The sequence below is a fragment of the Neobacillus ginsengisoli genome (assembly GCF_030813055.1).
This window is the reverse complement of the sequence record NZ_JAUSTW010000009.1, coordinates 25,402-38,814: the sequence shown is the minus strand read 5'-3', so window position 1 is coordinate 38,814 and position 13,413 is coordinate 25,402. Positions and strand designations below refer to the sequence as shown.

Annotated in this window: 11 protein-coding genes and 2 pseudogenes; 12 read left to right on the top strand and 1 reads right to left on the bottom strand. The window is 37.3% G+C overall.

The annotated features are described in order from the left end of the window. Positions 1–18 precede the first annotated feature (18 nt). The 7 genes and pseudogenes from J2S10_RS22320 to J2S10_RS22290 form a co-directional block, all read left to right on the top strand. The gene (locus J2S10_RS22320) at positions 19–978 is read left to right on the top strand and encodes a carbohydrate ABC transporter permease (RefSeq protein ID WP_307412516.1); all 960 of its coding nucleotides are present in this window, start codon (positions 19–21) and stop codon (positions 976–978) included. 5 nt (positions 979–983) lie between these two features. Then, a complete protein-coding gene (locus J2S10_RS22315) occupies positions 984–1,868 on the top strand; it encodes a carbohydrate ABC transporter permease (RefSeq protein WP_307412514.1) in 885 nt (294 codons plus the stop codon). Between the two features lie 22 nt (positions 1,869–1,890). After that, on the top strand, positions 1,891–4,206 hold the full coding sequence (locus tag J2S10_RS22310) for an alpha-L-rhamnosidase-related protein (protein WP_307412512.1): 2,316 nt from the start codon (positions 1,891–1,893) through the stop codon (positions 4,204–4,206). 74 nt (positions 4,207–4,280) lie between these two features. Beyond that, positions 4,281–4,919 (top strand): YesL family protein, encoded by a 639-nt coding sequence (locus tag J2S10_RS22305; RefSeq protein WP_307412510.1) that lies wholly within the window; start codon positions 4,281–4,283, stop codon positions 4,917–4,919. 20 nt (positions 4,920–4,939) lie between these two features. After that, positions 4,940–6,022, top strand: coding sequence for a Gfo/Idh/MocA family protein (locus J2S10_RS22300; RefSeq protein WP_307412508.1), 1,083 nt, complete (start codon positions 4,940–4,942; stop codon positions 6,020–6,022). A gap of 13 nt (positions 6,023–6,035) precedes the next feature. Then, complete coding sequence (locus J2S10_RS22295; RefSeq protein ID WP_307412506.1) at positions 6,036–6,827, top strand: sugar phosphate isomerase/epimerase family protein; 792 nt, start codon at positions 6,036–6,038, stop codon at positions 6,825–6,827. A 253-nt stretch (positions 6,828–7,080) separates the two neighbouring features. Further along, positions 7,081–7,389: pseudogene (locus J2S10_RS22290) on the top strand (SRPBCC family protein); the annotation flags it as partial. A 415-nt stretch (positions 7,390–7,804) separates the two neighbouring features. Here the strand turns inward: J2S10_RS22290 and J2S10_RS22285 are convergent. Further along, positions 7,805–9,166 (bottom strand): D-serine ammonia-lyase, encoded by a 1,362-nt coding sequence (locus J2S10_RS22285; protein WP_307412505.1) that lies wholly within the window; start codon positions 9,164–9,166, stop codon positions 7,805–7,807. A gap of 151 nt (positions 9,167–9,317) precedes the next feature. Between J2S10_RS22285 and J2S10_RS22280 the strand changes: the two genes are divergently transcribed. The 5 genes and pseudogenes from J2S10_RS22280 to hutP all read left to right on the top strand — a co-directional run bounded on the left by J2S10_RS22280 (position 9,318) and on the right by hutP (position 13,319). Beyond that, complete coding sequence (locus tag J2S10_RS22280) at positions 9,318–9,863, top strand: helix-turn-helix domain-containing protein (RefSeq protein WP_307412503.1); 546 nt, start codon at positions 9,318–9,320, stop codon at positions 9,861–9,863. Between the two features lie 147 nt (positions 9,864–10,010). Next, a complete protein-coding gene (locus J2S10_RS22275; protein WP_307412500.1) occupies positions 10,011–10,229 on the top strand; it encodes a hypothetical protein in 219 nt (72 codons plus the stop codon). A 650-nt stretch (positions 10,230–10,879) separates the two neighbouring features. Continuing rightward, positions 10,880–11,107, top strand: a complete 228-nt coding sequence (locus J2S10_RS22270) for a hypothetical protein (RefSeq protein WP_307412498.1) — start codon at positions 10,880–10,882, stop codon at positions 11,105–11,107. A gap of 672 nt (positions 11,108–11,779) precedes the next feature. Next, positions 11,780–12,571, top strand: a pseudogene (locus J2S10_RS22265) (reverse transcriptase domain-containing protein); the annotation flags it as partial. Between the two features lie 298 nt (positions 12,572–12,869). After that, positions 12,870–13,319: a hut operon transcriptional regulator HutP gene (gene hutP, locus J2S10_RS22260; protein WP_307412496.1), complete on the top strand. Its 450-nt coding sequence runs from the start codon at positions 12,870–12,872 to the stop codon at positions 13,317–13,319. Positions 13,320–13,413: the final 94 nt, after the last annotated feature.

Genomic DNA, 13,413 nt, shown 5'->3' with positions numbered 1-13,413 from the left:
TAGAGTTGAGGTGAAAAAATGCAAAGAGATTCAAAATTATCCACTGTAGTCAATAGTCCTATCCCTTTCGTGAAAAAGAAGAATAAGTGGTTGAATGCTAGCAGAAAAGAAGGCATTACTTTTTATTTATTAATTTCACCCTGGCTCTTGGGTTTCCTTTTCTTCATTTTAGGGCCGATGGTTTCCTCTCTTTATATTAGCTTTACAAACTGGGATTTATTGACCAATGCCAAATGGATAGGACTCGAGAATTATATAAAGGCTTTTACAGGCGATGACCTATTCTGGCAGTCACTTAAGGTAACGATGATTTACTCTTTGTTTTCCGTGCCCCTTGGTTTAATTGTCTCCTTAGGGGTTGCTATGCTTCTAAATCAAGCGGTTAGAGGTATGCGTATTTTTAGGACCATTTATTATCTTCCTGCTGTTGTAAGCGGAGTTTCTGTTATGGTTTTATGGATGTATATTTTCAATCCTCAAATTGGCCTTTTAAATACCTTTCTTGGTTATTTAGGAATCAATGGGCCTGGATGGATCTTTGATCCAAAATGGGCAATGGTGTCTATCATTATTATGGGCTTATGGGGAGCAGGAGGAGGAATCATTGTCTGGCTTGCAGGCTTAAATGGTATTCCGGATTATCTCTATGAAGCTGCTGACTTGGACGGTGCAAGTAAATTTCAAAAATTCAGGCATATTACGATTCCCATGCTGACCCCAACCATTTTCTTCAATTTAATTACTGGTATTATCGGAGCTCTTCAAACATTTGGTCAAGCGTATGTAATGACCAAAGGTGGCCCGATGAATTCCACTTTGTTTTTTAATTATTATTTATTCAGAAAAGCATTTGAAGAATTTGATATGGGATATGCTTCAGCACTAGCCTGGATATTATTTATTATCATTTTCATTTTTACCCTGCTTGTATTTAAATCATCATCGTTTTGGGTGCATTACGAAGGAGAAAGGAAGTAAGTCATATGTCTACCTCAACTATATCAGAATCAGGCAAAAGTAATAGAACCAAAAGCGTTAGATTATCTAAAATAATTGGACGAATTATTTTGTATCTGTTGCTAATAACAGGGGCAGTGGTCATGCTTATTCCTTTTTTCTGGATGCTATCAACCTCTTTAAAAGAATCCTATCAGGTTTTTTCGGTCCCTCCAAAATGGATACCTAATCCCATCCGCTGGGATAATTATGTAAAAACGTTTCAATCCTTGCCTTTTGGAAAATGGCTTGGAAACACGGTTCTAATAACAGGAACAACAATTATTGGTACGCTATTTTCTTGTACGGTAGTTGCTTATGGGTTTGCCCGTTTTCAGGCAAAGGGGAAGAATGTATTATTTCTCGTTATGCTTGCTACGATGATGCTACCTTCTGCCGTTACCATGATTCCAGTATTTTATTTATTTAAAACTTTGGGGTGGGTCAATACATTCCTTCCTTTAATCGTTCCTTCATTTTTTGGAAATGCATTTTTTATCTTTCTGCTTCGGCAATTTTATATGTCAATTCCTACTGAATTAGAGGATGCGGCAAAAATAGACGGCTTAGGTACATTAGGAATTTTATGGAGGATTATTGTACCTTTGACGATGCCTGCATTAACAACGGTAGCTATTTTTCAATTTAATGGTGCCTGGAATGATTTCATGGGACCTTTGATTTATTTGAGTAAACCGGATCTGTATACATTATCCTTAGGAATTAATTTTTTTAAGAGTGAGAATAATGTTCAGTGGAATTACTTAATGGCTGCATCTGTTGTCACTATGCTGCCATCGCTGATCCTTTACTTTGTAGGTCAAAAATACTTCATTGAAGGTATTTCTTTATCAGGCGGGATAAAAGGATAGATATCTAGGAAGGAGAATAACTATGAATGTACAGGAAGTTAATAAATCGAATTTTCCGAAAGTTGATGATTTTAAAGAAAGTAAGAGTTCAAATTTAAATGATTTATATATTTCAGCGGGAGACCGGTGTTATGTGGTCGGTGCACAAAATGGAATGTTTCCCGATTTTGGCCACCATGTAAAGGATGAGATGGGAGGGGTATGGGCTCACCCTATCAAGCTTCTGGACGGATATTGGCTGCATATTAGAGAACAAACGGGTGATGCGCAGGGTTTTTGGCTGGAAGAAGCTAATGCATTCCACAATTACCCTTTTTATAATGAACATGAATATCTTTTTCCAGAACAAGAGATCAAAATTACACGCCAGCAATTTTGTCCAGACGGACTGGAAGGGGTGGTCATCACTTACCTTCTAACCAATGAAAGCGATAAAGATCGGATGTTTGATTTATCCTTTTTAGGTAGAACCGATTTAAGTCCTGTCTGGTATTCAGAACAAATTGGGATTGAAGATGGAAAAGATGATGGCAAACTGGATGAATTTAAAGGGGTTTTTATCGGAAATGATTCAATAAATCCCTGGTTTGTCGTATTTGGTGCGGACCGTCCTTATCAGTACGGAAAGGTAGACCGTTCATTATTTGGGCCAGAAAAAACGGAAGGACAAGGTATTTCAGGGTTGCTTACCTATGAAAATATTGAAATTAGGCAAGGAGAAACCACAGAAGTTACATTCTTCGTTGCAGGGTCAAATAAATCTTCCGAATCTGCGCTGCAAACCTTTTCCACGTTAAAAACACAAAACAAACAGCTCTTTAAAGCAAAGAAGCAACGTTATAACGAATTATTGCAAAAGTCTAATGTTAGAATTCCTGATAAACACTTAGAAAAGGTTTTTAATTGGAATAAGTTTAATCTGGATTGGCTTTCCATGGAGGTTCCAGATATCGGACGCGGACTCGTAGCTGGACATCCAGAGTACCCATGGTGGTTTGGCTGCGATAATGCTTATGCTCTTCTCGGAAACCTGCCTCTTGGGAATTTAGAACTTGCGAAACAAACCTTAACGCTGATTCACCAGGTATCTGAATTAGAGAATGGCAATGGTCGTATTATACACGAAGTACAAACCTTTGGAGCTGTTTCAAATAAAGGAAATACCCAGGAAACCCCGCACTTTATCAAATGCGTCTGGGATACATTTTTGTGGACGGGCGATCTGGAATTCTTGCAATCCGTTTTTCCGGGTGTGAAAAAGGGAATAGATTGGCTGTTAAATGATATGGACCCTGACGGTGATTTACTTCCTGAAGGATATGGCATTATTGAAATAGAAGGGTTAAATGTTGAATTAATTGATTCAGCCGTTTATACATATGAGGCTCTAAGAGTGGGCTCATTAATGGCTGAATTATTTAAAGAAGAAGATCTATCACACTACTATAAGAAGCTTTCTGAACAGTTGGGTGAAATCATAAACACCCAATTATGGATGGAAGAGGAACAACTTTATGCCGATGCTATGGCTACGCCTGAAATGGTACTTGGAAGAATCGATGTTTATATAAAACGGGCAAGAGACGGCCAGGCTGAAAAAGCAGCAATAGAGCTGGAAAATATGAAAGAAAAAATGTCTAATCTAGATCCAAACGTACAGCAACCATGGTTGTTTAAAAATTGGGTCATTAATACGCCAATGGAAATCGGTCTGGCTCCTAGGGAAAAAGCAATACCCGCTTTAGAAAGAATGGGAACTGATGAATTTACTGGAGAATGGGGAACATACCTATCCGGGATGAATCAAACTCACATGATGACCATTTCAACTGGAGTGCAAGCAGTAGCGGAAAGCAGATATGATCGAATGGATGAAGCACTTAGATATATAAACTTAATTGCAAGTACCTTCAATAAACGACTTCCTGGTTCCATATCGGAAATGTCCCCAGACTATGGCTGTTTTGTTCAAGCCTGGACTTCGTATGGATTAGTTTGGCCCTTGATGAGTTATATCTTTGGAATACAACCTAAAGCTTATTGGAAAGAGGTAACCATTAGGCCAAGGCTTCCTCAACATTGGAATAAGATAGAAGCTGAAAACGTTCAAATAGGTACAGGAATGCAGACAAATGAATGTAGCCTATCCATTTCTCGGAACGAAAAAGAGGACCTATATGAAATTTCATTAAAAGAAAAAGGATGGAAATTATTTGTAGACCTACCGTTAGAACAAAGCCAGCGAGTCTTTGTGGACGAACAAGAAGTAGCTATAGATGTACTAAATCCATTAACGTTTGAAAATGCTGAAAAACACGTTATCCGTGTCCTGAAATAGGATTTATTAGAATTGAGGAGAAATGTTGTTTTCAAAACTTGATAAACTGAATTTACGTTGAGGAGGAAAAGTCCGTGGTGGAAAGATGGTATATAGGAAAGCTTTATAGTATATGTGAATGGGTATATCGTATAGCATATTTAAATATACTATGGATCTTTTTTACATTTGCCGGTCTGTTCGTTTTTGGGCTTGCGCCTTCAACAGCAGCAATGTTCTCAGTCACGCGAAAATGGGTGATGGGAAACAAGGATATTAAGATTTTCAAGACATTCTGGGAGTCCTACCGGAAAGAATTTTTAAAGGTACAGGTCCTTGGATTCGTTCTGATCTTAGTAGGATTGATTTTAATAGTGGATTATAAATTTTATATCGCTCAACATGTCCTAACGTTTTTTCTTCTAAAATTTTTATGGTTAAGCATAGTTCTATTTTACAGCATTTTAATTTTTTTTCTCTTTCCCATTTATGCTCACTATCAGTTTAAACCCTTTCAATATATTAAAAATGCCTTCATAATTGCTTTTTCATTTCCGCTGCAAAGTCTTTTGATGATAGGCGGAGGTGTATTTATGTTTCTGTTTGCAATGAAATTTCCAGGAGTTTCATTTTTCTTAAGCGGAAGTGCTTTCTCTTATTGGATTACGTTTATTGCCCACCATGTATTTTCAAAAATGGAACTTAGGATTGAAAATGTCAAGTCAGCAACCTAATTAAACAGGAGATGGTTTAAATGAATAAAACATTGAAAGTCGCTATTATCGGGTGTGGGGGGATTGCTAATGGAAAACATATGCCGTCCTTAAAGAAAATTAGTCATATAGAACTAGTTGCTTTTTGCGATATTATTGAGGAACGGGCATTAAAAGCAAAGGAAGCTTACGGAACGGAAGAATCAAAAGTGTTTGCAGATTACCATCAACTTCTTGCTGATTCCTCAATTGAAGTGGTACATGTCTGTACGCCTAATGACTCCCATGCAGAAATCACTATTGCAGCACTTGAAGCAGGAAAGCATGTGATGTGTGAAAAGCCAATGGCCAAAACTTCCGCAGATGCTAAGAGAATGCTGGAAGCCGCCAGACGCACTGGCAGGAAGTTATCTATTGGCTATCAAAATCGTTATAGACAGGATAGCCAGTTTTTACATAAGTATTGTCAGGAAGGAGGACTTGGTGAAATCTATTTTGGGAAAGCTCAAGCAGTAAGAAGGCGTGCCGTGCCAACGTGGGGTGTTTTCTTGGATGAAGACAAGCAAGGTGGAGGTCCACTTATCGATATTGGGACTCATGCACTAGATTTAACTCTGTGGATGATGAATAACTATAAACCTAAGGTGGTTTTGGGAAAGACCTTTCATAAGCTGGGGAAGAAAAAAAACGCTGCAAATGCGTGGGGTTCCTGGAATCCGGAAGAATTTACAGTTGAAGATTCTGCTTTTGGGTTTATAACCATGGAAAACGGTGCAACCATTATTCTGGAGTCAAGCTGGGCGTTGAATACCTTGCAGGTTGGTGAAGCAAAATGTTTAATTTCCGGTACTGAAGGTGGAGCTGACATGGAAAACGGGCTGCGTATTAACGGCGAACAGTTCGGCAAATTATATACGAAAGAAGTTGATATCTCATCAACCGGAGTAGCCTTTTATGAAGGAAAACAGGAAAGTGAGTCGGACATTGAAGCAAGACTCTGGATTGAGTGCATCATCAATGATACTGAACCATTTGTTAAACCTGAAGAGGCATTAGTTGTTACTGAAATTTTGGAAGCAATCTATGAATCTTCTAAAACTGGAAAAGCTGTATACTTTGATTAATGGGGGATACGTCATGAAGATTGGTATAATTGGATTTCCTGATGAAACAACGTTTCAAAAAGCAAGTGAAAAAGGGATAGACTTTCTGGAATTCTGCATCAATGTAAATAGTGATTTTGAGGGATTTATTGAAAATATCCATGTAATTAAGGAGTGGAGCAAGGAATACGGTGTTTCAATAGGTTCTATTGGCCGTTGGGGTTCAGATCGGATTGACGCAAACGGAACACTGATTGAAGAAGAATTTAAAAAATCCTATCTCCTTATAGATGCTGCCAGCGAATTGAAATGTGAGAACTTTGTATGTGGCTGTAATTACATAGAAGAACTTTCTTACTATGAAAACTGCCAAGCGGCCATTCAATATTTCTCGAAACTTATTGAATATGGAAAATCAAAAAATGTAAAGATATCAACATACAATTGTGATTGGAATAATTTTGTTAATAATCATATGGCGTGGACTGTAATTCATGGTTACTTAAAAGATTTAGGAATCAAATATGATCCTTCGCATGCTCGTTATGGTGGAAGAGATTATTTAAAAGAAATGCGTGATTGGGGAGAACGCTTCTATCATATTCATATTAAAGGGTCCTTAATCATTGATGGAGAAAGACTCGATGATCCTCCTGCAGGATTGGACCAAACAGATTGGGGTTCCTTTATGGCTATATTATATGCCAAACAATACACTGGCGGCCTGAGCATTGAACCTCATTCGCATATCTGGGAGGGAGACCTTGGAGAACAAGGCATTGATTACACCCTCGCTATGTTAAATCGGTTTGTTTTTAAAGTTTAGAAAACGAATTTCCTTTAGAAGGTATGAATTGAATTGTATTACATTGTTTAAGAGCACTTCTATTAAGCGGTGCTTTTTCTGAGACCTCTTTAGGCGTAACCCGATAAGGACAGAGTTTGATCTTCTTTGGTGCAGCAGAGATGCATTCTCGTAACGTTCTATTTCGGACGCATGATTTTTATGGAATTCGGCTATACGTTTATTATGTTGATTATGCCAATTGTTAGTTTTTTTATGAGTTAAAGCATTTTCGGAGCCTGAGCGCTTGGCGAGCTGGTGGGGACCAAGAGGATGGCAAACAGAAAATCGCAAATTTGAGTTTAAGCCTAACGGTGTATGGCATTATTGCATGCGTTGCACAGATGAGAACCAAGGCGAGTTTTTTGGCCAAGAATCTTGGGGTAAAGCTGTCTATCAAGAGATTATTCCGCCTGAGAAAATTGTCTATACAGATGTGTTTGAAGATCATAAAGGTAATGCTGTCGATAGAATGCCAGAGATGCTGATTACGATGAATTTTGTTGAACACGAAGGAAAAACGAAACTTATTACGCGTTCTTAATTCGCATCAATCGAGGCTCTTCAGCAGGTAATGGACATGGGTGCTGTCCAAGGAATGGCCTCACAATTTGACCGCCTCGACCACCTTCTGGTAGAGCTTCAGTAGAAAAGATTGTATTAGGAGTGGCTAAGGCAACTTCTTTCTTATTTTTCTAACAGCGGCTATTTTTGAATAAGTACGAAAAAGTTTCAACGGTCCTTGATCTTCAACAATCGGGCGCATTTCCGGAATAGGATGAGCGTCCTTTTTGCATGAAGGGGCCAGAGTGTGGAACAACACCTTCAAAGAAAATTTAGTATCTAAATTAAAGTTTAGAAGAGTTTGTGAGGGTTTGAACTTATACTAACGGGAGGTTAGTTTAATAAAAAATGAAATTTAAAATATAAAAACACGGGTTAAACTACCCCGTGTTAAATTACTTCTGTTTCTCTAACGATAATTTCAACCCTTTTTGATAATATTCCGTCATCATTTCTTTAGGAACCATGCTTCCACCAGTCCCCCAAATAATATGTGTACCCTTACTCATCTTTTCCGTTAAACAATGCTTCTGTAAATAATCGATGCCCTCTTTACATAATTTACTTGGTCCTATCATGCCTGCTAGTGCAGAAGGTTCTAAATGGATCCCCTCTGTATCGACTAGTTCTTTTAGCAACTTATACAACTGTTCATCGCTAACCGTATAATTACCACTTAAAAAAGGTTCCATAGTTTTACCCACAAACCCAGAAGGCTTTCCTACAGCAAGGCCATCCGCGTCTGTTACATTATCGATACCAACATCTTGTACAGAAACTTTATCATGAAGTCCAGTCATTAAACCGAGTAACATACATGGTGAGTGGGTAGGTTCTGCAAAGAAACAGTGAACATGGTCTTGATACAATAATTTCAAACCAAAAGCTACGCCTCCAGGACCACCACCCACTCCACATGGAAGGTAAACAAACAAAGGATGATTTTCATCTATTGTTATCTCTAACTCTTCTAATTGTTTCTTCAATCGAGATGCAGCCACTGCATATCCTAAAAATAGGTCGTGAGAATTTTCATCATCCACAAAATAACATGTTGGGTCACTAGCTGCTTGGATTCGACCTTCCTCTACTGCTTTACTATAATCAGCTTCATATTCAATAACTTTGACATTTTTGCTTCTAAGCAAATCTTTTTTCCACTGTTTTGCATCAGCTGACATATGAACAGAAACATTAAAACCTAACTTTGCACTGATGATGCCAATACTAAGTCCTAAATTTCCAGTCGAGCCTACTGTGATTGAATATTGTGAGAAGAAGGTTCGAAACCTATTACTATCTAATAAAGAATAATCATCTTGAATCGTTAACAATTGATGTTGAAAAGCTAATTCTTCTGCATGTTTGAGAATTTCATAAATCCCGCCTCTTGCTTTAATAGATCCTGAGATAGGAAGGTGACTATCACATTTTAGTAATAATTCCCCTAATATAGGTTGTTGATAATCCTGTTCTAAGGATTGTTTCATGGCAGGAACTCTCACTAAAGGAGATTCTATGATACCATTCGTTCCTTTTGTTTCAGGGAAAACCTTGGCGATATATGGAGCAAAACGTTTCAACCTTTCCTCTGCATCTCTTACATCTTCTTGAGTAAGGGGGGATTTCTTAATTCCCGTTTGAAATTTTTCGACATTTGGATTGAGCCAAAATACTTCATCCATCGAAATGAGCTTGTTTAGTAAAGGATATTGGTCTTTCCATGTTTGTATTTCTTTTCTTTCAATCTCCTTCATTTGTTTGATCCTCCTAATTTTCTTGTAGCAAGTTGCTTTATAAATTATAATTAAATAAATTTTAATATAGTTTAACACACAACTATCTCTATGTTAATTTATATTTACTTTATTTAAATGAAATTTAACAACTCATTAAGGAGTATCGTTTATGGAAAATATAGATATTGGTAAGAAAGTTGAAAAATATAGAAAAGCTAAAGGATTGAGTAGTAGAGAGTTAGCAAAATTAGCTGAAATTACACCTTCAATGTTAAGCCAAATTGAACGAGGTTTGGCGAATCCTTCTATTCAAACCCTAAAAGTCTTAGCTAAAACTCTGAATGTTCCAACTTTTAGTTTTTTACTTGAAGAAACAATTACGAAGGATTTAATCGTTAGGTCAAGTAAACGTAAGAAAATGATCATTGATAATTTGTCTTATGAGTTATTGTCACCTGATTTTACGGGTAATTTAGCAACAGCGATTATGAAAGTTCCTTCGAATACTTCTTCGTCAGAAAATCTTCTAGAACATAGAGGAGAGGAAGTAGCATTTATTTTGGAAGGAAAAATTAAGTTGTATTTGGGTGAAGAAGAATATTTATTAGAAGCTGGTGATAGTGTGAAAATACCAGCAAATTTGAAACATAAATGGGAAAATAATTTTAGTCATAATGCAGTTGTATTATTTTCAGTTACCCCACCTGCGTTTTAATTTAGAAAAATGTTAAATGTAATGTTCTTCCGCAATCGGGCGCATATCCGGAATAGGATGAGCGTCCTTTTTGCATGAAAGGGCCAGATTGTGGAGGATCTCTTCTAAAGAAAATTGGTTAATTAATGTGTCAGGCACGGAAAAAAAATGAAAGAAAGAATAGGAATTAAAATTGATCCAAAAATCGTTCGAGTAAGTATTGAAATTCCAGAACAGATAAAAGATGATTTTCGAGATGCGGTTGAAAGAAACGGAAAGTTAATGAAAGATGTGCTTAGGTTATATATGCAAAAATACACATGGAAACAAAGCGAATTACAAAGAAATAGACAAAAGCGTAGTCAAAGTATTGGGACCAAAATATAAAAAATTAGAAGAGTTTTGTTTGTATTTCTTGTTTAACTAAGGGCTTCAATTGATTTACGAAACAAATGGTTTCACCTCAAATTTAGCACAATTGTAGAGGAATTGTTAATTGTATGCAGACAATTTTTGTTACGACCTTCGAACATATTATGCATCACAAACAGACTTTCTTCTTCCAACTAAAGGGCGCAATTCTGCAGAATGAATTGTGCCTTTCTTTATGTTAAGGGCCATTTTCTTGAATAAAAAAGAAGGGATTATTTGTAAGTAAATCGAAGTTAATCAGAAGATGTTATTTAGTTTAGCATTGGGACGTATTACTCAACATTAAAGAGGAAGAAAATTAGGAATATTTTCAACTAATCGAATGCCTTTCCAGCACCACTTACGGCAAAAAGAGAGTATCGATCAGTTTCTTTTAAAAGTAAGTAAGTAATTTATCTTTATTTTCCTAACGCTACCTCATTAATAACTTGGTTACTTGTTTACAATTATTATGATTTTTTATTGTGCTAAACGGGAATCGATAACGTAATAAGCAAAGCCGGATATTCCTTTCTTAGTGAGCAGGAATCCGGCTTTTTTAAGAAAAAAATAGCTTAGCGAAATCCGCATTTTGTTGTCGGTACCCCTTATGGAGGTGAATAAGAATGAATTATGTTTTTATCGTTTTAGTGGAGTTTTATCCATCTTGGCTTGCCATGACTCGTGAAGAAAGAGGAAAAAGGGCTAATGAGCTAAAAGAAGTTATCTTAAAATACCCTGAAGTACAGGTACGCTTCTTTGATGCAGAAGCCTTACCAGGAAAGATTACACAGATATTATTTTTTGTGAAACAAATAATGTTCAAAGGTATCATTATATGTGGGAAGAATTAAGAGACCATCCTGTATATACAGAAGGGCATATGAAGATTAAAAACGTTATTATGGGAATAGAAGAAGCCTATAAAAAGTTTGAAGAAGATTTATTTAATAATAACTAAGCATTTTCATCACTTATTCTTCCACAATTGGGCGCGCGCGGCAAGTTCTGTTATAAACGCTTTCCAGCGTGAAAAACAGGAAGTTTACTAGATTAACTTCAACTTTACAACGGAGGATGGGAATGACGGAAGCATGTTTCTTGAAACCATCCCGTCAATACTCCTGCATGCGTTATGACTGGCAGGTCATCTATGTACCATCAAAGGATGGGGTGAGTGGTTTAGAGTAAAAATGCGTCCTCTGAAATACGCTATGCCGAACAATGGCGGTATCCAGCTCACAGGCTTAAGGAAGCACCTACGTCTAGAACGGATAGCTACGTTGTAAGGTACTTGGAAAGCAAGGGACGTTGAAACAAGATCTGTCACCCGAAACGGTTGCTATAAGACCACGTCGAAATGTATTTGTCCTTGTGAGGGTAGGGGTATGACTAATGAAACTTCTGTAATGGGAGTGGAGGAATAGCCCCAAGTCTAACGAAATTGAACGATTATTTTCCAAGCGTGTATTGCACCAATCGGGTAAGAACGTGGGAACATCGCCTCGAAGAGGAGGGATGCCATAGTGCAAACTCTACGATATTGGGATTACTACGGCATGACGGAAACCTTTACGGACTTATACGATAGAGCTAGTAAACAGGAATCATTTAAGTATCTATATGACACTATTACATCTAGAGAAAATATTTTATTGTCCTATCGAACAATAAAGTCTAACAAAGGTTCAAAGACTGCGGGAACTGATGGGAAAACCATCAAAGACATTGAAAAACTATCAGATAACGAACTAGTAACTGAGATTCAAAACAAACTAAAAAACTATCGCCCAAAGAAAGTCAGACGGAAATTTATTGAGAAAGATAATGGCAAATGGAGACCTCTTGGAATTCCATGTATTCTCGACCGAATTATACAACAAAGTTTTAAACAAGTTCTTGAACCCATAGTTGAAGCGCAATTCTACAAACATAGCCATGTGTTTAGACCTTTTCGGTCTACACATCATGCAATGGCAAGAGTACAATCTCTCGTTAACCATGCATCACTTCATTACGTAGTAGACATTGATATACGCGGTTTTTTTGATAATAAGCTAATAAAACAACTATGGAACTTGGGTATTCAGGACAAAAAGGTCTTAGCGTGTATCTCCAAAATGTTAAAAGCTGAAATTGATGGTGAAGTAATACCTACAAAAGGTGCACCGCAAGGCAGTTTGTGCTCACCATTACTTTCAAATGTAGTACTTAACGACTTAGACCAATGGGTAGCGAACCAAAGGGAATTCTTCCCTTTGAATAAACCCTACAAAACAAGAGAAGGAGAGAGGTATGCCAAGAAGCGTACCAAACTCTATTTAATAACTGATGTCCCAACAATCGATACTACTTGCACAAATAAACTTGGTTTGTTTGGGATTTACGACAAGTTTAACTTTTGTATCGGATTCGAAATCTCGGAGTTTGTAATGATACAAAAATGGCAATAAAAATTGGTAGGGAATGTAATTAGCGCAAACCCATGAATATTTTATCAAATTAAAAGGGAATTTGATCCAACGATAAAAAATATGTTGACCGAACTATATGAATCCGTTTACAATGATGAATAGTTATTAGTCAATTTAGAAAATTTTAAAAAGAGGTAACGGCATGACGAAAGAGTTCGACAGAAAAATCGGGCAGCAGGCAATCATGTACGCGTTTGCGGAAGAAGAGGAAGAAGCCTCATTAACAAGCGAACTTACGCGAATGAATTGGCGTTATGGAAAAGGAAAAGTCGGATCAATGGAGCTGCAAAAAATCGTGGCAGCCATTGAGACATTAGCAAAAAGACAGGGAATAGTCAATCCTGATCTTTATCGCGAAATGCATTCGTTGTATCATGCTATTATTGAAGCGATGCACGGAGTGACACGCGGGCAAGTAGAGCTTGGCGGTATGCTGAGAACGGCAGGGCTTCGGTTTGCAATCGTTCGAGGAAAGCCGTTTGAAAACAAGGAAGAAGGCGAATGGATTGCTGTCGCCGTGTATGGAACAATTGGAGCACCGGTTCGTGGATTTGAACATGAAGCGGTTGGCTTGGGAATTAACCACATTTAAATAATTAGAAGCCTATAGTTATTAGTAAAATAGGAGGCTGTATTGAAGACGGGACACGTCTGTCAATACAGCCTCCTTTTGTTTGTAAAAAAAA